Below are 23,524 nucleotides of genomic sequence, written 5' to 3'. Positions count from 1 at the left end.
TGGCGGCCATAGCGCCGTGGAACCACCTGATCCCATGCCGAACTCAGAAGTGAAACGCGGTAGCGCCGATGGTAGTGTGGCATTCGCCATGCGAGAGTAGGACACTGCCAGGCACCCAACACGAAAACCCCCGCTCATCGAGCGGGGTTTTTTATTGCCTGAAATTTGAGTCTTTGGCACTCATCGTCATGTGATAGCCCCCTTATGAGGCTTTTGTTCGATTCCCTCCCCGTATCTTGTCCCGCATTTTTTGCATCGTTTCGCTCGAAACTCATCCATTTATCCCACTGGTTGGATATAAAAAACACAGAATGTGATGCCTCTACCTTTCTTGTCATGCCCGCTCTGCTTTAATTCGTCTGCCCACGTTCGATGGGCCAAGGAATCACAATAATTTGAGGAATGGACACATGTTCAAAAGAACAGTAACGATGATGCTGGCGGCGGGAACCCTGGTATTAGGCGGTTGCGCATCCCATGGTGGTGCAGAACAGGCGGCAGACAACAGCGATTTCGGTGGCAAGTCCATCTACCTGCGTGGGGAGATGAACGACTGGATGGCAACCGATGCGAGCAAGGTGGTCAAGGTAGCTGACAAGCTTTACATGGCCAAAGGCACGCTCAAGAAAGAGTGGGCTCCCTACAAGTTCAAGTTCGCCGACTCCGGCTGGAGCTGTGGCACCAACTTTGGCTACAAGAGTCCGAGTGACGGCGTCGCCGTACTGGGCGGAGAGCCTGTGCCGGTCAACCCCTGCTCCAAGTATGAGGACATGAAATTCTCGCCGGATGCCGACGGCGTCTACGAGTTCTATCTGAATATGGCGGGTGAGACGCCAAGCGTGTACGTCAAGAAACCCTGAGTGCTTTCTGATCGCTAAATCTTTCAGGAAATGAATCAGTTAAATGCCTCGGCCCAGAAACCTGCTGGCCGGGGCATTTTTTTAGGATAGAATCGGCGCCCTCATGGCAGTAGCTGTACTGTATATTGTGTTATTTTTTCGTAAGTGACACTATTGGTTGTGTTTTGTCGCTGTCATGACGTTGATGCATTCACATAAGGTTGATTGAAAATGGCTAAATCCAACCCGGTGCTGGAGAGTGAACTCGGCTCCCGCCTCATACCCTTGCAGGAAACGTCCCTTGAGATCTGGGACAGCAAGTATCGTCTCAAGAGCAAGGACGGGGCCCCCATAGATGGCTCCATCGACGAGACCTACCAGCGGGTTGCCCGCGCCCTGGCCCGGCAGGAGTTGAAGCCTGATACTTGGTATGAGACCTTCCTGTGGGCGCTGCGCAACGGCGCCATCCCGGCGGGGCGTATCACCTCCAACGCGGGTGCCTTCGAGCACAAGCCGGCCACTTCAACCATCAACTGCACAGTCTCCGGCACCATCGAAGATTCGATGGATGACATTCTCGGCAAGGTGCATGAGGCCGGCCTGACCCTGAAAGCGGGTTGCGGCATCGGTTACGATTTCTCGACCCTGCGTCCGCGCGGCGCATTCGTCTCCGGTGCCGGTGCCTACACCTCGGGCCCGCTCTCCTTCATGGATATCTATGACAAGATGTGCTTCACCGTCTCGTCAGCCGGTGGTAGGCGCGGCGCCCAGATGGGCACCATGGATATCCGTCACCCCGATGTGATCGAATTCATCCAGGCCAAGCGGGAAGATGGCCGCTTGCGTCAGTTCAACCTCTCCCTGCTGATCACCGAAGATTTCGTCAAGGCGGTGAAAGAGGATGCTCTCTGGTCGCTGATCTTCCCCTACACGGCCAAAGAGGTGGAGCAGGACGGTATTGCGCTGGACGATCCCGAAGTGGTGTTCTGGGCCGACTGGCCCAACAAGGAAGGGGTGGTCATCAACGCGTTGGGGCAGGTCGCCTGCAAGGTCTACAAGACCATGCCTGCCCGCAAGCTGTGGAACGTCATCATGACTTCCACCTACGACTATGCAGAGCCCGGCTTCATCCTGATCGACAAGGTCAATCAGATGAACAACAACTGGTTCTGTGAAGAGATCCGCGCGACCAACCCCTGCGGTGAGCAGCCCTTGCCCCCCTACGGTGCCTGTCTGCTGGGGTCGGTCAATCTGACCCGGTTTGTGCGCGACCCCTTCACCGAGCAAGCTGCTTTTGATTGGCAGGGGTTTCGCAAGGTGGTGGCCATCTTCACCCGCATGCTGGACAACGTGGTGGAGATCAACCAGCTGCCGCTGGCCAAGCAGCGCGAGGAGATCACAGCCAAGCGCCGTCATGGCATGGGCTTCCTCGGCCTTGGCTCGACCCTCACCATGCTGCAGATAAAATATGGCTCAGCCGCCTCCGTCGCCTTCACCGAGCAGGTATCCCAAGAGCTCGCCATGACTGGCTGGCAGGAGTCCCTGCGTCTTGCGAAAGAGAAGGGGGTTGCCCCCATCCTGGAGCAGGAGTTTGAGGTAACCGGCAAGATGCTGCGCCTGCGCCCCGAAATGGCGGCCGATGGCATCAAGCTGGGTGACAAGGTGAAGGGCAAGGTGCTGCATGCGCGCTACAGCCGCTACATGCAGCAGGTGGCCGAGGTGGATCCCGCCCTGGTGGCCGAGCTGGCCGAGGTGGGGGGGCGTTTCACCCACCACAGCAGCATAGCGCCGACTGGCACCATCTCCTTGTCGCTGGCCAACAACGCCAGCAACGGTATAGAGCCGAGCTTTGCCCATCACTACAGCCGCAATGTCATCAAGCCAGGCAAGAAGAGTAAGGAGAGCGTGGATGTCTACTCGTTCGAGCTGCTCGCCTACCGCGAGCTGGTGAACGCCGGTGCCATGCCTTACTCGGAGGATGAAGCCAGCCGCCTGCCGGACTACTTCATCACCGCCGACGACATCAGCCCGGCCCAGCACGTAGATATTCAGGCCGCGGCCCAGCGCTGGATTGATTCCTCCATCTCCAAGACCGCCAACGTGCCGACCGACTTCCCGTTCGAGCAGTTCAAGGATATCTACATGTATGCCTCAGACTCGGGGCTCAAGGGCTGTACCACCTTCCGCTTCAACCCTGAGGCCTTCCAGGGCGTGCTGGTGAAGGAGAAGGATCTGGAGAACACTCAGTACGAGTTCACTCTGGAGGATGGCTCCGTCATCTCCGTCAAGGGGAACGAAGAGATCGAATACGATGGCGAGCTGCATACCGCCGCCAACCTCTATGACGCCTTGAAAGAAGGCTATTACGGTAAATTCTGAGAACAGATTATGGTCAAGAAGATCGACAAGAAAATCGTCGCCTACAAGGTGAAAACCCGTGATGAGCCTCAGGAAAATTTGGCCCCGCAGGATGACGTGGTGCACATGCACGAAACTGTGCTGCGCCCGGAGCGGCTGATGGGCACCACTTACAAGCTGAAGACGCCGGAGCATGTCTCCGAGCACTCGTTGTTCATCACCATCAACGACATTATTCTCAATGAGGGCACGGTTCACGAGACCCGTCGCCCGTTCGAGATCTTCATCAACTCCAAGAGCCTGGAACACTACCAGTGGATAGTGGCGTTGACCCGCATCATCTCTGCCGTGTTCCGCAAGGGGGGGGATGTCACCTTTCTGGTGGAGGAGCTGAGATCCGTGTTCGATCCCAAGGGCGGCTATTGGAACAAGGGCAAGTATGTTCCCTCCCTTATCGCCGAAATTGGCAACGTGATCGAGACCCATCTCACCGAGATCGGCATGATCAAGCTGCCGGGGCTGGATGAGCATCAGCAGGCATTTCTGGCCGAGAAGCAGGCTGAATTGCAACTCCTGCAGCAGGCCGAAGAACAGCAGGCTGGCAGTGGTTTCCCGGCCAGTGCTGCGCTTTGCTACAAGTGCAATACCAAGGCGCTGGTGCAAAAGGATGGCTGCATGACCTGTCTCAACTGCGGCGACTCCAAGTGCAGCTAAAGTAGACAAGTGATGGAAGAGGACCGGCCACAGTGCCGGTCTTTTTATTGCTGCTTTTCTGTTCGAACGATCCTGCCGTTCAAGCGATTTGTTGCGCGATAGTAAAATCGGGCGTAGCGTTGGGGGTAATAAAACTGTCACGCTCGTGTGGTTTCAATGACATCTGAGATTCACACACGTGGCACCTTCAGTGCCAAGGAGGATGCTTATGGACAATACGGACCGAAAGCTGTTTATCCTGGATACCAATGTTCTGCTTCACGAACCCCTCGCCATCTACTCCTTCAAAGAGCACGACGTGCTCATCCCCATGACGGTGCTGGAAGAGCTCGACAACATCAAGGATCGCCACAAGGATGTCAGCCGCGATGCGCGGGTGGCCATTCGTGCGCTGGAAGACGTGTTCCGCGATGCAACGCCGGAGCAGATCACCCAGGGCGTACCGCTGGCGGGTGAGGCGAGCGGCAATATCTGTATCTTCAGTGACCACCATCTGCCCCAGGATGCCGAGGTGTTCACCGACAAGGAGGCGGACAACCGCATCATCAACGCGGCCCTCTACCTGCAAAAGCATGAGATGAAACGCCAGGTGGTGCTGGTGACCAAGGACATCAACATGCGCCTCAAGGCCAAGGGGGCCGGGTTGGCGCACGTCGAGGACTATCGCAGCGACCAGCTGATCGACGATATCCGTCTGCTGGCCAAAGGCTTTCAGGTGGTGCCCGGCAGTTTCTGGGAGCGGGTCGGCGAGTGTGAAAGCGAGACCCATGGCCGCGATACCGTCCATGTGATCGACTCGAACTTGCTGGAGGGAGTACACGTCAATCAGTACCTGCTCGACGAGGAGAACTTCTTTGCCGCCAGGGTATTGAGCAACGATGGCCACAAGATCCGCATCAAGGATCTGGGCCGTGAGCGGTTGATGTCGCGCAAGGCCTGGGGTGTCCATCCCAAGAACGTCTATCAGGGCATGGCGCTGGATGCCCTGCTCGATCCGCACATCGATCTGGTGATCCTGACCGGCCCGGCCGGCTGCGGCAAGACCTTGCTGGCCATGGCCGCCGCATTGGAGCTGGTGATTGAGAAGGGGATTTACGAGAAGGTGATCGTCACCCGCAATACCCCGGAAATCGCCGAGAGCATCGGCTTCCTGCCCGGCACCGAAGAAGAGAAGATGATGCCCTGGCTGGCGGCGGTGACAGATACCCTGGAGGTGCTGCACAAGCAGGACGAGAACATGAGCGGCTCGCTGAGTTACATCATGGAGAAGGCCAACATCCAGTTCAAATCGGTCAACTTCATGCGCGGGCGCAGCATCCAGAACACCTTCGTGCTGCTGGACGAGTGCCAGAACCTGACCGCGTCCCAGATCAAGACCATCATCACCCGTTGCGGCGAAGGGACCAAGATCGTCTGCTCCGGCAACCTGGCCCAGATCGACTCCAACTACCTGAGCCCGGTGACCTCGGGTCTGACCTACATAGTCGAGCGTTTCAAGGATTTCGACGGCAGTGCCAACATCTTCCTGAACGGGGTGGTGCGCAGCAAGCTCGCCTCCTTCGCCGAGGAAAATCTCTGATTTAACTGACTATCTTCATATGAAAAAGGGGAAGCCAAGCGGCTTCCCCTTTTTTGATCCCGTCGCCGGTTCAGCGTCCCAGGGTTATTGCCCAAGGTAGCGCAGCAGGCCGGGATGATCGCTGTTCTGCAGTATATCGGGTGTGCCCTGCAGAGCGATGCGGCCCTCATCGACGAACAGCACCTGATCGGCGATGAGTTGCGCATCTTCCGGATTGTGAGAAACCATCAGCACTGTGATGCCCTGCTCGCAGGCAAGCCTGGCCACTTCGGCCAGCATCTCCCGGCGCAGGGCAGGATCGAGTGCCGAGAAAGGCTCATCCAGTAGCAGCAATGGCTTGCCTCGCACCAAGGCACGCGCCAGCCCGACCCGCTGCTGCTGGCCGCCGGAGAGCTGCTCCGGCAGCCGCGCCAGCATGTCGCCAAGGCCGACCCGCTCTGCAGCCTGTTTCACCTGCGCCTGCTGAGCAGGGCTCAAACGCAGGCCCGGATGCAGACCGATGGCGATGTTGTCGAACACCGACAGGTGCAGGAAGAGGTTGTGATCCTGAAACAGGGTGGTGACCGGCCGCTCGGCAGGCCCCAGTGGCAGCAGATCTTCGCCGTCGAAGCTGAGGGTGCCGGACTCTACCGGCACGAAACCGGCGATCATGCCGAGCAGGGTGGACTTGCCCGCCCCGCTTGGTCCTATCAGCGCGGTGATCTCTCCCTTGGGCAGGGTCGCGCTGAAGCTGACTCGCCAATCGGGGTAGCTGGTGACCAGCCCATCAATGTTCAGCATTTTTTCCTCCAAGCCCGCGTTCTACCAGCCAGAACAGGGAAAAACAGAGCGTGAGCAGCAGCAGGGCGGTGGCGGCAGCCTCGGTCAGCCGGTAACTGCCGAGCTGCTGATAGAGCAGCCAGGGCAGGGTGGTGAGCTCCTGGCTGCCAAACATGGCGATGGCGCCGAGATCCCCGAGCGACAGTATCATCGAGAGCGCCATGGCCAGTGCCAGCGGGCGGCGCAGCAGGGGCCACTCCATCAGCCGCAGGCGATGCAGACCGCGCACCCCCAGGCTGTCGGCCAGTCTATCGTACTGGCGCACCACCAGCTGCATGGGGGCTGAGAGGGTGCGCAGCACATAGGGCAATGCCATCAGAGCGTTGACCAGTACCACCAGCCAGGGGCCGAGGGCAAAGACATCGGTAAAGGGCATAAACATGATGAAGAGGCCAGTGGAGAGCACCACCGCCGGTATCATCAGGATCATGGATCCGCTGGCTTCCCACAGGGCTGCGGCCCGCCGCTGACGGGTGCGTACCTTGAGGTGACGGCTGGTGAGCAGCAGGCCGCTGCCGAGCAGGGTGGCAAGGGTACCCGCCGCCAGCGCGATCAGCAGCGACTGGCCGCTGGCCTGCCACAGCTGCGCCGAGGCCAGCGCCGTCAGCAGGCCGGGATTGAAACCGGCCACCAGGATTGCCAGCAGAGGCGGCAGGAAGATGGCGAGCCCGGTGCAGAGCGCCACGGCATCCACCAGCACTGTCCCCGGTTGATGGCGATCCGGTCGAAGACAGGGGCGATGGCTGCTGATCCGGCTGGCCGGTGTGGTCTGCAGCTTGTGTTGCAGCAGGAGCAGAGTGGCCGTCAGGATCAGCTGCACCAGCGCCAAGCCGCCGGCGGTGGCGAGGTCGAAATCAAAGCGCAGCGCCTGATAGACGGCCACCTCCAGCGTGGTGGACCTGGGTCCACCCCCCAGCGCCAGCACAGTGGTGAAGCTGGTGAAACAGAGCATGAAGATGAGGCTGGCAAGCCCCGGCAGTATGCCGCGAATGAGCGGCCACTCCAGCAGCCGGAAGATGTGGGAGGAGCGCATGCCCAGCTGACTGGCGAGACGCCAGCTCGATTCGGGGATGCTCTCTATGCTCTGCAGCATAAGGCGTGCCGCCAGCGGCATGTTGAAGAAGACGTGGGCCAGCAGTATGCCAAACAGGCCGTACAGGTAGTTGCCGGGATCCAGCCCCAGGCCGCGCAGCAGCTGCGATAGCCAGCCTTGTTTGCCGTGAACCGCCACTATGCCGAAGATGGCGATGATGACCGGCAGCACCAGGGAGAGCCCAAACAGCTTGAGCAGCAGGCGTCGACCAATGAAGCGGCGCCGCGCCAGCGCTCTTGCCACCGGAATGGCTACACCTAAGCTCAGCAGGGTGGAGAGCAGCGCCTGCCCCAGGCTGAAGCCCAGCACATGGCGCAGATAGGGATCGGCCAGCAAGGTGCGGGGGGCCAGCGAACCGGCCTGCCACAGCAGGGCGACGAGCGGCCCCAGGGACAACAGCAGGATCAAGAGGGTGGCTGCGCTACCCGGCAGCCACCAGAGGGGACGAACGCTGGTGCTCACTGGGTGACGGCTTGCAGCCACTCGCGGATCCAGTTCTTGCGATTGGCGGCCACCTCATCGCTGGTGAAACTCAGCGGCTTGCTGACTGTGATCATCTGCTCGAAGCCCTTGGGCAGCGGCGCATCTGTCACCGGATACATCCAGTTGCCGGCAGGGATCTCCTGCTGGAAGGCGGGGCTTATCATGAACTGCAGAAACTGGTCGGCCAGCTTGCCCTGTTTGGCGCTTTTCAGCTTGGCTGCCACTTCCACCTGACGGTAGTGACCCTCTTCGAAGGCGGCGGCCTGATACTGGGGCTTGTTCTCGGCGATCAGGTGATAGGCAGGGGAGCTGGTGTAGGAGAGCACCATGTCCGCTTCCCCATCGAGGAACATGCCATAGGCTTCGGACCAGCCCTTGGTGACTGTGACCGTCTTTTTGGCAAGCTGGGTCCAGGCGGCAGGCGCCTGCTCGCCATAGACGGACTTCATCCACAGCATCAGCCCCAGACCCGGGGTAGAGGTGCGGGGATCCTGATAGATCACCTTGAGATCCTGGCGTTCTACCAGCTCTTTCAGGCTCTTGGGGGGCGCTTTAAGTTTGTCCTTGTTGTAGACAAAGGCGAAGTAGCCGTAGTCATAGGGGACGAAGGTGTCATCCTGCCAGCCACCTGGCACCTTGATGCCATCGAGCTTGGTAGTGTGCAGGGCGAACAGGCCGCTCTGCTTGGCTTCGCTCAACAGGGCATCGTCCAGCCCCAGCACCAGATCGGCCTTGCTGTGCTTGCCTTCCAGCCGCAGCCGATTGAGGATGGCGACGCCATCTTCCAGCGCCACGAGATTGAGGTTGCAACCGCACTCTTTCTCGAATGCCTGCTTGATCTTGGGACCGGGTCCCCATTTGGCGGTGAAGGAGCTGTAGGTATAAACGGTGAGGGTGTCAGCCGCGAAGGCCTGGGTACTGAGCAGGCTGGTGGCAACCAGCAGCAGGGTTTTCATCAAGCGGCACTCCCTGTTAGTAGTGAAGTGCCAACTGAGGAAATGTCATCAATGGCACTTCTTGCTATGAGTCATGAGGTGCCAGCGGATGAGAGCGCAAAAAATGAGCGCCATGCCTCAAATTCCTCCGCCAGCATTATCTGGATCAGGTTCACGGGTATAATCTCAGCGGTAAACCGCACCCCGTTTGAGAAACGAACCGCATTGTATTAACGTTCTTGGGGGGAGGCCAGCACAATTGTTCCTGCGGGCCATCGAGATGGCTTCGGCATAACAGAGGATGTTCCCGTGATCACCAGTACCAAGGAAAGACGCGCCTTCCAGCGCATGATAATCAACGCCCCCGTCACCGTCTTTCAGCAACAGCAAGTGCTGGAGGGGGTCTGTCGGGATCTCAGCGCCAACGGCATGGGGATCGCCGTCGCCGAGCATCAGCTCGATGTCAGCCAGCCCATCCGGGTCAGTCTGGCCACCAACAACAACCTGTTGCCGCCGTTCGAGGCCCAGGCCCGCATCATTCGGGTGCTGGAGGAGGAGGACGGCCTGCTGCTCGCCATCGAGTTTCAATCCCAGGCCTGAACCGGCTGAAGACGCCATTGCCTGTTATCGACCAGCGCTTGCTGGTCGATGCTATTTGGCCCCCAGTTAAATCCTTGGGTTGCCCACCTGGCTGCTTGTTATCGATCTTTACCCGAGTGACACGCCCCACGTTTACTCCCTGGCCTGAACTGGCTGAACGTTCAGTTGCTTGCTATCGATCAGCGTCTTGCTGGTCGATGCTATTTGCCCCATCGCAAACTGGCCCGGGCCGGTCGGTTCCAGCAACAGATAGCTTTCGCCTTCCCACATCAATGTCTCGTCGCCCGGTTTGGCTGGCAGGGCGACGCCCAGCAGGGCATGCCCCGGTACGAACACCATGGCCTGTTTCAGTTCGGGAAAGAGCTGGGCCAGCATGGCCACCATCAGGGTAACCTTGCTGTCGCAATCCCCCCGGTTCTGCTCCAGCACCTGACGGGGGCTCAAGAAGCCCTTTCCCGAGCGCCCTGACTGGCTGTCGAGCAGCTGGTAGGGGATGGCCTGGATGAAGTCGAGCATATGGGCCACCGTCTTCTGGCGAGCCTCCGTCTCGGTAGCGCCCTCCTGTTTGAGCTGTTCGGCCAGCGGGGCCAGCTCGGCCCGGCTTTCCAGCGCGATGCGTACATGATCCTGCTTGATGGCTGGGCCGCCGTCGGGCGGGGTGAAGGGCTGGAAGTAGTGCTGCATGAGCCATTGTGCCTCCAGCTTGCTGCGCTGGCGGGTGGCCCAGACCAGAGCCTCCCGGGCTTTGTCCTGATTGCGGCTCTTCAGGTGCAGCTTCATATCGGGGCGGGAGAGGGTGAATTGCACCTCGGGAAATTCGGTGCCGGCCTGTTGCAGCAGGCTCTGCAACACGTCCTCCTGCATACGGGCAGGACGATAGGCGATGAGCGGCGGCAACTTGCCTGCGTCCAGCCGATAGCTGAGCTGCTGGGCTTTGCCCTCCTTGTCTTGCCAGCCGACGTTGAGTTGACCGCCGTTGCTGTTGAAATAGGTCTGTCCGGCACTTGCCGAAAGCGCGAACAACAAGCTGAAAAGCAGAGGAATAGCCGTCAGTCTCTTCATCATTCTTTCCTGTCGGTGGTGTCGTGATAGCCCGCTATCGGCGCCCATGGTGGCGGGATAATAAAACAGGGAGCCAAGGCTCCCTGTTGATTCTACTCGTTTTATTTCTGATGGCCGCGCCTTGTTACAAGGGGATGCAATCAGTTCAGATCCAGCTTGGCTGCTTTGCTTCGAAGGCGCTGATGGTGGCCTCGTGCTGCAGGGTCAGGCCGATGGCATCCAGTCCGTTGAGCAGGCAATAGCGACGAAACTCGTCGATCTCGAAACCAAAGCTGAGCTCACCGGCACGCACCTGATTGGCTTCCAGATCCACCTCGATTTCGATGCCCGGCTGTGTGGCAACCAGCTGGAACAGGAGATCCACCTCCTCTTCTTTCAACCGCACCGGTACCAGACCGTTGTTGATGGCGTTGCCATAGAAGATATCGGCAAAGCTTGAGGCGATCAGGGTTTTGAAGCCGTAATCCGCCAGCGCCCAGGGGGCGTGCTCACGGCTCGAACCACAACCAAAGTTTTCCCGGGCCAGCAAGATGCTGGCACCGGCATAGCGAGGCTGGTTGAGCACGAACTCGGGATTGGGCTGCTGGCCCGCATCATCGAGAAAGCGCCAGTCGTGGAACAGGTGCTTGCCAAAACCGATGCGGTTGACCTTCTGCAAAAACTGCTTGGGAATGATGGCGTCGGTGTCGACGTTGGCGCTGTCGAGGGGAACGACGATCCCTTTATGCTGCTTGAAGCCTGTCATCTTGTTCTCCTCGTAATTACAGCGCACGAATGTCGGCAAAGCGACCGGTGACGGCGGCGGCGGCGGCCATGGCCGGGCTCACCAGATGGGTGCGGCCGGCGCGGCCCTGACGCCCTTCGAAGTTGCGGTTGCTGGTGGAGGCGCAGCGCTCCCCCGGTTGCAGCCGGTCGTTGTTCATGGCCAGACACATGGAACAGCCGGGCAGACGCCATTCAAAACCCGCCTCGAGGAAGATCTTGTCCAGACCCTCGGCTTCGGCCTGTGCCTTCACCTGCTCGGAGCCCGGCACCACCAGCGCTTGTACGCCAGCGGCCACCTTGCGGCCACGGGCGATGGCGGCGGCGGCACGCAGATCCTCGATGCGGCTGTTGGTACAGGAACCGATGAACACCTTGTCGATGGCGACATCGGTGAGCTTCTGGCCCGGTTGCAGGTCCATGTAGGCGAGCGCCTTGCGGGCGGATTGCTGCTCCATCAGATCGCTGAAGGACTCCGGTGCCGGGATCGGTTCATTGACGGCAATCACCTGGCCCGGGTTGGTACCCCAGGTGACCTGCGGGGCGATATCGGCGGCATCGAGGATTACTTCGGCATCGAAGTGGGCGCCCTGGTCGCTCTTGAGGCTCAGCCAGTAGGCGATGGCCTGATCCAGTGATTCACCCTTGGGGGCGAACTCCTTGCCACGGATGTAGTCGATGGTGGTCTGGTCGGGGGCTATCATGCCCGCCTTGGCACCCAGCTCGATGGCCATGTTGCACACCGTCATCCGCCCTTCCATGGAGAGGCCCGCAATGGCCTCGCCAGCGAATTCCACCACGTAGCCGGTACCACCGGCATGGCCAACCCGACCGATGATGGCCAGCACCACGTCCTTGGCGCTGATGCCCTCTGCCAGCTTGCCGTTGACCGAAATGCGCATTGTCTTGGCGCGGCCCTGTTTCAGGGTCTGGGTGGCCATCACATGTTCCACTTCGGAGGTGCCGATACCGAAGGCCAGTGAACCGAAGGCACCGTGGGTGGCGGTGTGGGAGTCGCCGCAGACGATGGTGGTGCCGGGCAATGTGATGCCGAGCTCGGGGCCCATCACATGGACGATCCCCTGATACTTGTGGTTGAGATCGTAGAGGCGAACCCCGAACTCTTTGCAGTTGTCGGCGAGCGTCTCCATCTGGATGCGGGCCATCTCGCCGGAGGCGGCGATGTCCTTGGTGGTGGTGGAGACGTTGTGATCCATGGTGGCCCAGGTCAGGTCCGGGCGCCGCAGCGGGCGGTTCATTGCGCGCAAGCCGTCGAACGCCTGTGGGCTGGTCACTTCGTGCACCAGGTGGCGGTCGATGTAGATGAGCGGCGTTTCGCCGTCCACTTCGCGTACCACGTGGGCGTCGAATACTTTCTGATAAAGGGTTTTGGCCATTGCTCTGTATTCCTTGTTATGTGCTGGGTGGCTCAGATCCGTGCGGCGATCTGGGTGCCCATGTCGGCGGTACTCTGCACCGGATGGCGAGCATCTGCCTGATGCAGGTCGGCGGTGAAGTATCCCTCTGCCAATGTCTGGGCTACGGCTTGCTCGATGGCCTGGGCGGCGGCTTCCTGTCCCAGGCTGTAGCGCAGCATCAGGGCGGCGGAGAGGATCTGGGCGATGGGATTGGCGATCCCCTTGCCGGCGATGTCTGGGGCCGAGCCACCGGCCGGTTCGAACAGGCCAAAGCCAGATTCGTTCAGGCTGGCTGAAGGGAGCAGCCCCATGGAGCCGGTGATCATGGCGCACTCGTCAGAGAGGATGTCACCAAACAGGTTAGAGCAGAGCAGCACGTCGAACTGGGACGGATCCTTGATGAGCTGCATGGTGGCGTTGTCGATGTACATGTGGTTCAGCGCGACGTCCGGATAGGATTTGGCGACTTCAGTCACCACCTCGCGCCACAGGATGGAGGAGGCGAGCACGTTGGCCTTGTCGATGGAGGTGACCTTGGCTTTGCGAACACGGGCCGATTCAAACGCTATCCTGGCGATGCGCTCAATTTCGAAGCGATGGTACACCTCGGTGTCGAATGCTTTCTCGTTCGCCCCTTCTCCCTCTCGCCCCTTGGGCTGGCCGAAGTAGATGCCGCCGGTGAGCTCGCGCACGCAGGCGATGTCAAAACCGCGATCCGAGATGTCGGCACGCAGCGGGGAGAACTGCTCGAGACCTGTGTAGATACGGGCCGGACGCAGGTTGCAGAACAGCTTGAAGTGGGCACGCAGGGGCAGCAGGGCGCCGCGCTCGGGTTGATTGTTGGGGGCCAGGTGCTCCCACTTGGGGCCACCTACGGAGCCGAACAGCACGGCATCGGCCTCCTCACAGCCCTTGATGGTGCTTTGTGGCAGCGGTGCGCCATGGTTGTCGATGGCGATGCCACCCACGTCGTGGCGATCATACTCGAGGGAGAAGCCAAACTTGGCCTGCACTTTTTCCAGCACCTTGACGGCCTCGGCCATCACTTCCGGGCCAATGCCGTCACCCGGCAACACTGCGATCCGATAACTGCTCATACTCACACACTCTCCGTATTGATCTTGTCTGTTTTTGTGACGTTGCGTTCCATCTGTTCGGCCACCTGATCGGCGCGCCAGATGCTGTTGATTACGTGGATCAACGCCTGGGCAGAGGACTCTATGATATCGGTAGCCAGGCCCATGCCGTGGAATTTTCGTCCCTTGTATTCGGCGACTATGTCGACCTGGCCGAGGGCATTCTTGCCCTCACCCTTGGCTTTGAGGGCGTATTTGTCGATGCGGATCTCGTAGCCGGTGATGCGGTTGATGCACTGGTAGACCGCATCCACAGGGCCATTGCCGGTAGCCGCTTCGCAGACCAGATCCTGTCCGACCTTCAATTTGACCGAGGCGGTGGCCAGCACAGAGCTGCCGCTTTGTACGCCCAGATACTCCAGCTTGAAGTGCTCCGGCTCTTCGTGGATTTGGCTGAAGAAGGCCAGCGCCTCCAGGTCGTAGTCGAATACTTGCCCCTTCTTGTCGGCCAGGGTCAGGAACTTGCCGTAGAGGTGGTCGAGATCGTAGCTGCTCTCGGCATAGCCCATGGACTCCATTCTGTGCTTGATGACGTGACGGCCGGAGCGTGAGGTCATGTTGAGGTTGTTCTGGGGCAGGCCAATGCTCTCCGGGGTGATGATTTCATAGGTGTTCTTCGCCTTGAGCACGCCGTCCTGATGGATGCCTGAGCTGTGGGAGAAGGCGTTGGCCCCGACGATGGCCTTGTTCGGCTGCACCGGCATGTTGCACAGCTGGCTGACCAGGGCGCTGGTGCGATGAATCTCGCTGTGGCGGATGTTGGTATGGACCCCAAGCAGATCGGCGCGGGTTTTCAGGATCATTGCGACCTCTTCCAGGGAGCAGTTGCCCGCCCGCTCGCCGATACCGTTGATGGTGCACTCGATCTGGCGGGCTCCCATCTGCACTGCGCCGATGGAGTTGGCCACCGACAGTCCCAGGTCATCGTGGCAGTGCACAGAGATGATGGCCTTGTCGATGTTGGGCACCCGATTGAACAGGGTCTGGATGATACCGGAGAACTCGGTCGGTACCGTGTAGCCGACGGTATCCGGGATATTGATGGTGCGGGCGCCGGCCTTGATGGCCGCTTCCACCATGCGACAGAGATTATCAATCGGGGTGCGACCCGCATCCTCGCAGGAGAACTCCACGTCGTCGGTGTAGCGCAAGGCGTGTTTGATGGCGCTGACCCCCATCTCCAGCACATCCTCGAAGCTCTTTTTCAGCTTGCTCTCGACGTGAATGGAGGAGGTGGAGATAAAGGTATGGATGCGAAAGGCTTCTGCGACCCGCAAGGCTTCACCGGCGGCGTCGATATCCTTGGGCAGGGCGCGGGCGAGGGCGCAGACCCGGCTGTTCTTGATGTGGCGGGCTATGGTCTGCACCGATTGAAAATCGCCGGGGGAGGAGACAGGGAATCCCACTTCCATGATGTCGACGCCGAGCCGCTCCAGCGCCTGGGCGATCTGCAGCTTCTCCTTGACGGTCAAACTGGCCGCCAGGGCCTGCTCACCATCGCGCAAGGTGGTGTCGAAAATGATGACCCGATCTGACATGTGACTTCCCTCTTCCTAAGTTCGGTAACGTGCATCCTGCGGCGGCATAAAAAAACCCGTGCAGGGTGCACGGGTTTTTGTAAATTCCGGCTATGCCTGAGCCCGGCTACAAGGATCCCGCGCGACTGGTCGCGATTAGGGAGAGTAGTAGTAGCGGAGCGGCAATATGCATGATGACTCAATCCTTCCAGTCGATAACGCTGTTACCAATATCGAGATTTTTATGCTGTGTCAACCCGGACTCACCGGTTCAATCCGCTGGTTTATTTAATCGGATTGTAAAGGAGTGCAAATTTACTTGTCCCATATTCGGCCCTTGCCCGATTATCTGGTCATTCCTGCTGTACTCGATCATCTATGCAATCAGATCGACTTATCAGTTTTTGCTGAATTATCTGAGGTACCCAATGGAAAAACGCAGACCTGGTCGTCCGGTCGGACGTTCTGACATTCGTGACAAGTTGCTCTGTGCTGCTCGTGAGCGTTTTCTCAATACGCCCTACAGCAAAGTCACTACCCGCGAGATCGCCGAGCTGGCCGGCTCCAATCTGGCGATGATCCATTATTACTTCGGCAGTAAAGAGGGTCTTTACAAGGCAGTGCTGGGCGATGTGGCCGAGCCGCTGGACCAGGCATGGCAAGACGAGATTGGCAACCGCAGCCTCAATGAGCTGCTCAACACCTACTACCAGGTGATGGCGCCCAACAGCGAACTCACTTCCGCCATCTCCAGCGCATTATCGACCGAGAAGAGTCCCGGGCGGGATTTTGTGCTGAATCGTCTGCTGGAACGTCAACTGCCCCAGTTTGATGCCTTGCTGGAGTCCATGAAGAGCAATGGCGAGCTGGGTGACAACCTGGATCCCGAGATGCTGAAGATCTCCTTTCTCAGCATGATGTGGCAGCCGTTCGTGATGAAGGATCTCTACGAGCAGGTGTTTGGTCTGACCGTGGATGAGCACTTCATGGCCCGTCTGGCGGATCACAACTGCCGGCTGATGGAAAACGGCCTGCGCGGCACCCTGAACTGATCATTTGCCTCGCTTGCGGTAAAAAAGGGCCATTCGGCCCTTTTTTCATAAATCTGTTATCCCTTGTTCAATTTAGTGTCACTCCATTGCCCTAGTCTGCACAGAGACTTCAGGGAAGGAGGGGTTATGAACAAGATCCAGCAATGGGACCTGCAGGTGTGCCGCATCTGCCTGCTCCACTCCTACAACCGGCCACAGGCCAGGATCAGTCGGCTCATCTCCCGCACCGGTGACGGGCCCCTCTACGCCGTACTGGCGACACTGCTCTGGTGGCAGGGGGAGGCGGAACGTGAACTGGTCGGGGTGGCTCTGCTCGCCTTTGCCATCGAATTGCCGCTCTATTTGCTGCTCAAGAATGCGCTGAAACGTCAGCGGCCGGTGGGCTTGCCGGTTTTCATTACCCCCTCCGATCGTTACAGTCTGCCCTCCGGGCATACTGCCGCCGCCTTTCTGATGGCGACCGTGCTGGCCGCCAGCTTCCCGCTTTGGGCACCCTTGTTGTTTGTCTGGGCCGCGCTGGTGGGGGCGTCACGTCTGTTGCTTGGGGTGCATTACCTGAGCGATCTGGTGGCCGGTGCCCTGCTCGGCGGTGGCTGTGCCCTGCTTGCGCTCAGCTGGCATCAGGGATGAGGATACTGTTTGGCGTGCAGGGTACCGGCAACGGTCATATCAGCCGCAGCCGTACCCTGGCTCGTGCACTGCGAGCGCAGGGGCTGGAGGTCGATTACCTGTTCAGCGGTCGCCCCGCCGATGGTTACTTCGAGATGGACGAGTTCGGCGACTACCGTACCTTTGCCGGCGTCACCTTTGTCAGCCATGAGGGGGCCATTTCTGGCTGGCGTACCCTTAAGGGGCTCTCACCCCTGCGCTTCTGGCGGGATATGCGGGCCCTGGATTGTCGCGATTACGATCTGGTGATCAGCGATTTCGAACCGCTCAGTGCTCACGCGGCCCATCGCTGGGGCAAACCCAGCCTCACCATCAGCCATCAGGCCAGTTTTGACTGGCCGATCCCGCGTTGGGGCGAGAGCGGCTTCAATCGCCAGCTGATGCGTCATTTTGCCCCGGTTCGCCAGTCCCTCGGACTGCACTGGTTTCACTTCGGTCAGCCACTGCTGCCCCCCATCATAGATCCCATCGTTGCACTGCCCGACAATCAGCAGATCCTGGTCTATCTGCCGTTTGAACAGACTGAAGCCATCGCCGCTCTCTTGTCGCGCTTCAATCAACAGCGTTTCGTCTGCTTTCACCCGGCCATTCGCAGCGCCAGTCAGTGGCGCAACATACGTTTCGAGCCGCAGGCGCGGGAAGGATTCAAGCAGGTGCTGGCAGGTTGCCGGGGTGTCATTACCAACGGGGGATTTGAGCTGGCGTCGGAGGCGCTTTCCCTTGGCAAGAAGCTGCTGGTCAAGCCGCTGGGAGGACAGTTCGAGCAACTGACCAACAGCAAGACGCTGGAGCTGATGGGGTTGGCCCACTTGATGGATGGACTGGATGCCAATGCGGTGCGGGCCTGGCTGGATGCGTCGGCTCCGGGCCAGATCCTCTACCCTGATGTGGCGGGCGCGCTGGCGAGCTGGCTTGCGAATGGGGCAGAGGAGAGCGTGGCACAGCTCTCGCGCCGACTGTGGGCTCGCACCCTGTTTCCGGAAGAGGTATGTGATCGTTTGAGTGAACTGGAAGGGGGCTGCGCATTAAACAGCACCTGGTTATCGCAAGTGAGCGCCTTTGACTAGACTGAAAGGGATCCCACCAAGGAGAGGACGGACACAATGCGCTTTACCAATGAAAACGGTGATACCATGACACTGGCAGACAATCTGACACTGCACGAGCTGCTGGACATGGGGGTCAGCATCTCGGTCTGTGAAGAGACGGATCCGGATCAACAGATCTGGCTGGCGGAGCCGGAAGACGAACAGTAAGTCTGTGCTCTGCTCGACGGCCCACCCCGACGAGTGGGCTATTTTTTTCTTGTTTTTCTCATAGTGACAGCATGATCCGCTAGCCAGTCCCCCATCTTCCCCGCTTTGTTCCCACCGTTTTCACCAAGTCACTGAATGTTAATAGCTGTTTGAAATTTATGACTGTTCTGGTCAGACAAAGCCGTGGACAAGCGTTCGCAAGCGGGTTAAGTTGGATTTTCACCCGCTTTTCGGGTGAATGATGGAAAAAACCTATTTTTCTACTATCGACGGCACCGAACTCGCCAGGCCCGTATTCAGACAACAACAAGACACGGGGCCGGCGCTGCCGGGAAGCAGCGGACTGTCGATAGCTTTCGCTTAACGGAGCAAAGCCTGGAGGGCTTTATCATGGAGATGTTATCAGGCGCCCAGATGGTGGTTAGAGCGCTGGAAGATCAGGGAGTTGAGCACGTTTTCGGCTACCCTGGTGGCTCAGTGCTCGACATCTATGACGCTCTCTTTGAAAACGGCAAGATGGAGCATGTCCTGGTGCGGCACGAGCAAGCCGCGGTGCATATGGCGGACGGTTACGCCCGTTCCACCGGCAAGGTGGGCACTGTGCTGGTGACCTCGGGTCCTGGCGCGACCAACTGCATCACGGGGATCGCGACCGCCTATATGGACTCCATCCCCCTGGTGATCCTGTCCGGTCAGGTACCGACCAGCATGATCGGGGAGGATGCATTCCAGGAGACCGACATGATCGGCATCTCCCGTCCTGTGGTGAAGCACAGCTTCCTGTGCAAGAAAGCCAGCGACATTCCCGATGCCATCAAGAAGGCCTACTACATTGCCGCCAGCGGCCGCCCGGGGCCTGTGGTGGTGGATCTGCCCAAAGACGTGCAGAACCCGAAAGAGAAATTTCCCTATCAGTATCCCGAGTCCGTCTCTCTGCGCTCCTACAATCCGACCAAGGCCGGACACAAGGGCCAGATCAAGCGGGCCGCCAAGTTGCTGGTGGAGGCGCAGCGCCCCGTCATGTACGTGGGTGGCGGCGCCATCAATGCCAGTGCGGATCATCTGGTGACCAAGCTGGCCGAGTTGCTGAACCTGCCGGTAACCACCACCCTGATGGGGTTGGGGGCCTTCTCCGGCATCCATCCGCAATTCATCGGCATGCTGGGGATGCACGGCACCTTCGAAGCGAACAAGACAATGCACAATGCGGATCTGATTTTTGCCGTGGGTGCCCGCTTCGATGATCGCGTCACCAACAACGTGGCCAAGTTCTGTCCCAACGCCACCATAGTGCACATCGATATCGATCCCACTTCCATCTCCAAGACGGTACAGGCCCATGTGCCCATCGTCGGCTCGGTGGAAACCGTGCTGGAGCAGATGCTGGAAGTGATCCGCGAGTGTGGCTTCGACAACGACAAGCAGGCGCTGGCGGACTGGTGGAGCCAGATCGCCCAGTGGCGCTCCCGCAACTGCCTGGCCTATGAGACCCACCCCACCCTGATCAAACCCCAGCAGGTGATCGAGACCCTGTACAAGGTGACCAAGGGGGAGGCATTCGTTGCCTCCGATGTGGGCCAGCACCAGATGTTCGCCGCCCTCTACTACCCCTTTGCCAAGCCGCGCCAGTGGATAAACTCCGGAGGCCTCGGCACCATGGGTTTTGGTATTCCGGCCGCCATGGGCGCCCAGTTTGCCAATCCTGGAGCTGTGGTCTGCTGCGTGACCGGTGACGGTTCGGTGCAGATGAACATTCAGGAGCTCTCCACCTGTTTGCAGTACGGTGTGCCCATCAAGATCATCTCCATCAACAACCGCGCCCTTGGCATGGTCAAGCAGTGGCAGAAGATGTTCTACGGCGGTCGTCACAGCCACTCCTACATGGAATCCCTGCCCGACTTCGTCAAGCTGGCGGAAGCCTACGGCCACGTCGGTATCGCGGTGAGCGATCCGGCGGAGCTGGAGAGCGCCATGGAGAAGGCCTTCGCCATCAAGGATCGGCTGGTGTTCATGGATATCTCGGTCGACCCGGATGAGCACGTCTATCCGATGCAGATCAAGTTTGGCGCCATGGATGAGATGTGGCTGAGCAAGACGGAGAGAACCTGATGAGACATATAATTTCCGTTCTGCTGGAGAACGAATCCGGCGCCCTGAGCCGCGTGGTGGGCCTCTTCTCCCAGCGCGGCTACAACATCGAGACCCTGACGGTCGCGCCGACCGAGGATCCCACCCTGTCGCGCATGACCATAGTCACCATGGGTGACGAGCGGGTGCTGGAGCAGATCCAGAAGCAACTGCACAAGCTGGTGGACGTGCTCAAGGTGTGTGACCTGAGCGAAGGGGAGCATATCGAGCGGGAGATTGCGCTGGTCAAGGCGCGCGCTGCCGGTGGTGCTCGCGACGAGCTGAAACGGCTGGCGGACATCTTCCGTGGCCAGATCGTCGACGTGACCCCGGAGCAGTACACTGTGCAGCTGGTGGGCACCAGCGAGAAGCTGGACGCCTTCATCAAGACCGCAGCCCAGACCAACGAGATCATCGAAGTGGTGCGTTCCGGGGTATGCGGTATCTCCCGGGCGGACAAGGCACTGCGCCCCTGATTGTTCGGCAGGTGGATTGGTTATCCCAAAGGGGCTCTTCGGAGCCCTTTTTCACGGGCGCAAGCTGAGCCAGGGGGAAGTGCGAGTCTGTCATTTTCTTTCAAATGATCAGTAAACTATCCACAAAAGCTGTGGAAAACTCTGTAGATTAGCGGTGTGTCTAGTGTTAGTGAGCTGATCTTAAAGGGGTATTTGGATCTGATCTCTGCTGGGGTGCAATTGTGCAATCCCCTGTGGCGGGTGTGAGTGTTTGCTTATCCTGCCAGCCTTGCCAGACAAGCCATGGAGAGAGGCATAGTGATCCGGTCAGGATCCTGATTTGATCTTGCGGATCAACATGTCGCCCGCCCACTATAAAAAAACCCGCCTCTCGGCGGGTTTTTCACAGGGTTGGCTGAAGGTCGATTACTCGGCCTGAGCTGCCTGGATACCGGTCAGGGCGATGGTGTAGACGATGTCGTCAACCAGGGCGCCACGGGACAGGTCGTTGACCGGCTTGCGCATGCCTTGCAGCATGGGGCCGATGGAGACCAGATCAGCGGAGCGCTGTACCGCCTTGTAGGTGGTGTTGCCTGTGTTCAGATCCGGGAAGACGAACACTGTGGCTTTACCTGCAACCGGTGAGTTAGGGGCCTTGGACTTGGCCACGTTCTCCATGATGGCCGCATCGTATTGCAGCGGACCGTCGATGATGAGGTCGGGACGCTTGGCCTTGGCCAACTCGGTCGCTTCACGCACTTTCTCTACATCGGCACCGGCGCCAGAGGTACCGGTAGAGTAGGAGATCATGGCGACGCGCGGCTCGATGCCGAAGGCGGCAGCGGAGTCGGCGGACTGGATGGCAATCTCGGCCAGTTGCTCGGCAGTCGGATCCGGGTTGATGGCGCAGTCACCGTACACCAGCACCTGATCAGGCAGCAGCATGAAGAAGATGGAGGAGATCAGGGAAGAGCCCGGGGCAGTCTTGATGATCTGCATCGGCGGACGGATGGTGTTGGCGGTGGTGTGTACCGCGCCGGATACCAGACCGTCTACTTCGCCACGCTCCAGCATCATGGTGCCCAGCACCACGTTGTCTTCCAGCTGTTCGCGGGCAACCACTTCGGTCATGCCCTTGTTCTTGCGCAGTTCGACCAGACGCGGCACATAGCGCTCGCGCACTTCCAGCGGGTCGATGATCTCGACACGGTCGGTCAGCACCACACCCTGCTGCTCTGCAACGCGACGGATCTCTTCCGGGTTACCCAGCAGCACAGGACGGGCGATGCCACGCTCGGCACAGATGGAAGCTGCCTTGATGGTACGCGGCTCTTCGCCTTCCGGCAGCACGACACGCTTGTTGGCCTGACGGGCCAGCTCGGTCAGCTGATAACGGAACGCCGGCGGGCTCAGACGACGGGAACGGGTAGACTTGGCTGAGAGAGACTCGATCCAGTGCTTGTCGATGTGGCCAGCCACATAGTCCTGCACCAGCTCGATACGCTCGCGGTCATCTTCCGGAATGTCGACGTTGAAGTTTTGCAGGCTGACGGCGGTCTGCCAGGTGTTGGTGCCAGTGATCATGATCGGCAGGCCGGTGGCCATGGCCTGTTGGCACAGGGCCATCACTTGCGGCTCGGGATGATAGTTGCCGGTCAGCAGCAGTGCGCCCAGCTTGACGCCGTTCATGGCGGAGAGGCAGGCGGAGACGATGACGTCGGAACGGTCGCCGGAGGTCACCAGCAGGCTGCCCGGACGGAAGTGCTCAACCATGTTGTGGATGGAGCGGGCACAGAAGGTCACGGTTTGCAGGCGACGGCTGTCCAGCTCACCCTTGTGCAGGATCTTGGCGGCCAGATGTTTGGCGAGATCCTTGGCGCGCGGGGCGATCAGCTGGGTATTCCAGGGGATGCAACCCAGGATGCGCAGCGGGCTCTTGCCGAACACTTGCAGCACTTCCAGATTGTGGGCCGCTTCAGAAGCGTGGTGGTGCGCCTCGAACATCTCGGTCAGGTCGGGGCGGGTCACGCCGTGCTCGTCAACCGGAGCACCTACCTTGTTGATGACGCAACCCACGATACGGGGGTTGTTGACGCCACCGAAGTTGGAGCAGGCCAGCTCGATGCGCTCTTTGAGCTTCTGGCTGGAGTCGTTGCCCGGATGGGTCACGAACACCATGTCGGCATCCAGCGCCTTGGCGACGTCATAGTTCAGCTTATTGGCAAACGGCTGCTTGTCGGTCGGTACCATGCCTTCGATGACCAGCACTTCGGCACCGCTGGCCTTCACGTGCTCTTCAAAGCGAGCCACTATCTCTTCCAGCAGGATGTCGGTGTTGCTGGAGGTGATCATGTTCTCGGCGTAGGAGAGGGCGAATGGCTCGGGCGGGTTGATGTTGGCAGCAGCGCGGATCACGGCGGTGGAACGCTCGGTACCGGTTTCACCCGGACGCGGCTGAGCGACCGGTTTGAAGAAGCTGACATTGACACCGTGACGTTCCATGGCGCGGACAACACCAAGACTCACGGAAGTTACGCCGACACCAGTGCCGACCGGGATAAGCATAATAGTGCGTGCCACTTAATACCCCTTGTTCATTTTTTGGGATCAGGAAAAGGCCGCCCTGGGGCGGCCTTGCTCTACAGCGAAT

20 protein-coding genes, 1 rRNA gene and 1 riboswitch are annotated in these 23,524 nt (G+C 59.5%); of the genes, 12 read left to right on the top strand and 9 right to left on the bottom strand.

Annotation, left to right across the window (positions count from 1 at the left end; translation table 11 throughout):
• From rrf to GWQ29_RS13690, 5 genes are all read left to right on the top strand, one after another.
• A 5S ribosomal RNA gene (gene rrf / locus GWQ29_RS13710) occupies positions 1-113 on the top strand; the annotation flags it as partial.
• A 297-nt stretch (positions 114-410) separates the two neighbouring features.
• On the top strand, positions 411-860 hold the full coding sequence (locus GWQ29_RS13705) for a pullulanase (protein ID WP_275909472.1): 450 nt from the start codon (positions 411-413) through the stop codon (positions 858-860).
• A 210-nt stretch (positions 861-1,070) separates the two neighbouring features.
• Positions 1,071-3,218: an adenosylcobalamin-dependent ribonucleoside-diphosphate reductase gene (locus GWQ29_RS13700; protein WP_275919640.1), complete on the top strand. Its 2,148-nt coding sequence runs from the start codon at positions 1,071-1,073 to the stop codon at positions 3,216-3,218.
• A 9-nt stretch (positions 3,219-3,227) separates the two neighbouring features.
• Complete coding sequence (locus GWQ29_RS13695) at positions 3,228-3,911, top strand: NrdJb (protein WP_275919639.1); 684 nt, start codon at positions 3,228-3,230, stop codon at positions 3,909-3,911.
• 208 nt (positions 3,912-4,119) lie between these two features.
• Complete coding sequence (locus GWQ29_RS13690; protein ID WP_265422614.1) at positions 4,120-5,490, top strand: PhoH family protein; 1,371 nt, start codon at positions 4,120-4,122, stop codon at positions 5,488-5,490.
• A gap of 84 nt (positions 5,491-5,574) precedes the next feature.
• Here the strand turns inward: GWQ29_RS13690 and thiQ are convergent, their stop codons facing one another.
• Genes thiQ through thiB form a run of 3 tightly spaced genes read right to left on the bottom strand, consistent with a single transcriptional unit; the run spans position 5,575 to position 8,841 of the window.
• Positions 5,575-6,270 carry a thiamine ABC transporter ATP-binding protein gene (gene thiQ / locus GWQ29_RS13685; RefSeq protein ID WP_034523917.1) on the bottom strand — a complete coding sequence of 232 codons (696 nt, stop codon included), beginning with the start codon at positions 6,268-6,270 and terminating at the stop codon, positions 5,575-5,577.
• Positions 6,257-7,864, bottom strand: coding sequence for a thiamine/thiamine pyrophosphate ABC transporter permease (thiP, locus tag GWQ29_RS13680; RefSeq protein WP_275919642.1), 1,608 nt, complete (start codon positions 7,862-7,864; stop codon positions 6,257-6,259). Before thiP ends, thiQ begins: the two co-directional genes overlap by 14 nt.
• Positions 7,861-8,841, bottom strand: a complete 981-nt coding sequence (thiB, locus tag GWQ29_RS13675; protein WP_275919638.1) for a thiamine ABC transporter substrate binding subunit — start codon at positions 8,839-8,841, stop codon at positions 7,861-7,863. The genes thiP and thiB overlap by 4 nt, the downstream gene beginning before the upstream one ends.
• Positions 8,842-8,946: 105 nt before the next feature.
• Positions 8,947-9,037: riboswitch (TPP riboswitch) on the bottom strand.
• Positions 9,038-9,129: 92 nt separating this feature from the next.
• Here thiB and GWQ29_RS13670 point away from each other — a divergent pair.
• Positions 9,130-9,420 (top strand): PilZ domain-containing protein, encoded by a 291-nt coding sequence (locus GWQ29_RS13670; RefSeq protein WP_021139767.1) that lies wholly within the window; start codon positions 9,130-9,132, stop codon positions 9,418-9,420.
• A gap of 132 nt (positions 9,421-9,552) precedes the next feature.
• Here the strand turns inward: GWQ29_RS13670 and GWQ29_RS13665 are convergent, their stop codons facing one another.
• The 5 genes from GWQ29_RS13665 to leuA form a co-directional block, all read right to left on the bottom strand.
• Positions 9,553-10,482: a transglutaminase domain-containing protein gene (locus GWQ29_RS13665; protein WP_275919637.1), complete on the bottom strand. Its 930-nt coding sequence runs from the start codon at positions 10,480-10,482 to the stop codon at positions 9,553-9,555.
• Positions 10,483-10,627: 145 nt separating this feature from the next.
• Positions 10,628-11,227 carry a 3-isopropylmalate dehydratase small subunit gene (gene leuD, locus GWQ29_RS13660; RefSeq protein ID WP_131731236.1) on the bottom strand — a complete coding sequence of 200 codons (600 nt, stop codon included), beginning with the start codon at positions 11,225-11,227 and terminating at the stop codon, positions 10,628-10,630.
• 16 nt (positions 11,228-11,243) lie between these two features.
• A complete protein-coding gene (gene leuC, locus GWQ29_RS13655) occupies positions 11,244-12,641 on the bottom strand; it encodes a 3-isopropylmalate dehydratase large subunit (RefSeq protein WP_099991659.1) in 1,398 nt (465 codons plus the stop codon).
• Positions 12,642-12,673: 32 nt separating this feature from the next.
• Positions 12,674-13,759 (bottom strand): 3-isopropylmalate dehydrogenase, encoded by a 1,086-nt coding sequence (leuB, locus tag GWQ29_RS13650; RefSeq protein WP_275919641.1) that lies wholly within the window; start codon positions 13,757-13,759, stop codon positions 12,674-12,676.
• 2 nt (positions 13,760-13,761) lie between these two features.
• Entirely contained in the window at positions 13,762-15,336 is a 1,575-nt protein-coding gene (gene leuA / locus GWQ29_RS13645) for a 2-isopropylmalate synthase (RefSeq protein ID WP_219593437.1), read from the bottom strand.
• A gap of 407 nt (positions 15,337-15,743) precedes the next feature.
• Between leuA and GWQ29_RS13640 the strand changes: the two genes are divergently transcribed.
• The 6 genes from GWQ29_RS13640 to ilvN all read left to right on the top strand — a co-directional run bounded on the left by GWQ29_RS13640 (position 15,744) and on the right by ilvN (position 20,895).
• Positions 15,744-16,367: a TetR/AcrR family transcriptional regulator gene (locus GWQ29_RS13640; protein WP_021139763.1), complete on the top strand. Its 624-nt coding sequence runs from the start codon at positions 15,744-15,746 to the stop codon at positions 16,365-16,367.
• Positions 16,368-16,493: 126 nt separating this feature from the next.
• Entirely contained in the window at positions 16,494-16,997 is a 504-nt protein-coding gene (locus GWQ29_RS13635) for a phosphatase PAP2 family protein (RefSeq protein ID WP_021139762.1), read from the top strand.
• Positions 16,994-18,103, top strand: coding sequence for an MJ1255/VC2487 family glycosyltransferase (locus GWQ29_RS13630; protein WP_275919636.1), 1,110 nt, complete (start codon positions 16,994-16,996; stop codon positions 18,101-18,103). Before GWQ29_RS13635 ends, GWQ29_RS13630 begins: the two co-directional genes overlap by 4 nt.
• A 36-nt stretch (positions 18,104-18,139) precedes the next feature.
• Entirely contained in the window at positions 18,140-18,292 is a 153-nt protein-coding gene (locus GWQ29_RS13625; RefSeq protein WP_010673158.1) for a hypothetical protein, read from the top strand.
• Between the two features lie 390 nt (positions 18,293-18,682).
• On the top strand, positions 18,683-20,401 hold the full coding sequence (locus GWQ29_RS13620) for an acetolactate synthase 3 large subunit (protein WP_275919635.1): 1,719 nt from the start codon (positions 18,683-18,685) through the stop codon (positions 20,399-20,401).
• Positions 20,401-20,895, top strand: coding sequence for an acetolactate synthase small subunit (gene ilvN, locus GWQ29_RS13615; protein WP_005311605.1), 495 nt, complete (start codon positions 20,401-20,403; stop codon positions 20,893-20,895). Before GWQ29_RS13620 ends, ilvN begins: the two co-directional genes overlap by 1 nt.
• 405 nt (positions 20,896-21,300) lie before the next feature.
• Here ilvN and pta read toward each other — a convergent pair whose 3' ends face one another.
• A complete protein-coding gene (gene pta, locus GWQ29_RS13610) occupies positions 21,301-23,454 on the bottom strand; it encodes a phosphate acetyltransferase (protein WP_042467240.1) in 2,154 nt (717 codons plus the stop codon).
• Positions 23,455-23,524: the final 70 nt, after the last annotated feature.

This window comes from Aeromonas sp. 2HA2, assembly GCF_029237345.1.
Lineage (GTDB): Bacteria > Pseudomonadota > Gammaproteobacteria > Enterobacterales > Aeromonadaceae > Aeromonas > Aeromonas salmonicida.
Note: the sequence above shows the minus strand (reverse complement) of the source record. Positions and strands in the feature narration are given on the sequence as shown.

What these genes read in the sequence shown, in the direction of transcription:
- GWQ29_RS13705 (WP_275909472.1), top strand. Translation starts at nt 411, where the DNA reads ATGTTCAAAAGAACAGTAACGATGATGCTGGCGGCGGGAACCCTGGTA.
- GWQ29_RS13700 (WP_275919640.1), top strand. Translation starts at nt 1,071, where the DNA reads ATGGCTAAATCCAACCCGGTGCTGGAGAGTGAACTCGGCTCCCGCCTC.
- GWQ29_RS13695 (WP_275919639.1), top strand. Translation starts at nt 3,228, where the DNA reads ATGGTCAAGAAGATCGACAAGAAAATCGTCGCCTACAAGGTGAAAACC.
- GWQ29_RS13690 (WP_265422614.1), top strand. Translation starts at nt 4,120, where the DNA reads ATGGACAATACGGACCGAAAGCTGTTTATCCTGGATACCAATGTTCTG.
- thiQ (WP_034523917.1), bottom strand. Translation starts at nt 6,270, where the DNA reads ATGCTGAACATTGATGGGCTGGTCACCAGCTACCCCGATTGGCGAGTC.
- thiB (WP_275919638.1), bottom strand. Translation starts at nt 8,841, where the DNA reads ATGAAAACCCTGCTGCTGGTTGCCACCAGCCTGCTCAGTACCCAGGCC.
- GWQ29_RS13665 (WP_275919637.1), bottom strand. Translation starts at nt 10,482, where the DNA reads ATGAAGAGACTGACGGCTATTCCTCTGCTTTTCAGCTTGTTGTTCGCG.
- leuD (WP_131731236.1), bottom strand. Translation starts at nt 11,227, where the DNA reads ATGACAGGCTTCAAGCAGCATAAAGGGATCGTCGTTCCCCTCGACAGC.
- leuC (WP_099991659.1), bottom strand. Translation starts at nt 12,641, where the DNA reads ATGGCCAAAACCCTTTATCAGAAAGTATTCGACGCCCACGTGGTACGC.
- leuB (WP_275919641.1), bottom strand. Translation starts at nt 13,759, where the DNA reads ATGAGCAGTTATCGGATCGCAGTGTTGCCGGGTGACGGCATTGGCCCG.
- leuA (WP_219593437.1), bottom strand. Translation starts at nt 15,336, where the DNA reads ATGTCAGATCGGGTCATCATTTTCGACACCACCTTGCGCGATGGTGAG.
- GWQ29_RS13640 (WP_021139763.1), top strand. Translation starts at nt 15,744, where the DNA reads ATGGAAAAACGCAGACCTGGTCGTCCGGTCGGACGTTCTGACATTCGT.
- GWQ29_RS13635 (WP_021139762.1), top strand. Translation starts at nt 16,494, where the DNA reads ATGAACAAGATCCAGCAATGGGACCTGCAGGTGTGCCGCATCTGCCTG.
- GWQ29_RS13630 (WP_275919636.1), top strand. Translation starts at nt 16,994, where the DNA reads ATGAGGATACTGTTTGGCGTGCAGGGTACCGGCAACGGTCATATCAGC.
- GWQ29_RS13625 (WP_010673158.1), top strand. Translation starts at nt 18,140, where the DNA reads ATGCGCTTTACCAATGAAAACGGTGATACCATGACACTGGCAGACAAT.
- GWQ29_RS13620 (WP_275919635.1), top strand. Translation starts at nt 18,683, where the DNA reads ATGGAGATGTTATCAGGCGCCCAGATGGTGGTTAGAGCGCTGGAAGAT.
- ilvN (WP_005311605.1), top strand. Translation starts at nt 20,401, where the DNA reads ATGAGACATATAATTTCCGTTCTGCTGGAGAACGAATCCGGCGCCCTG.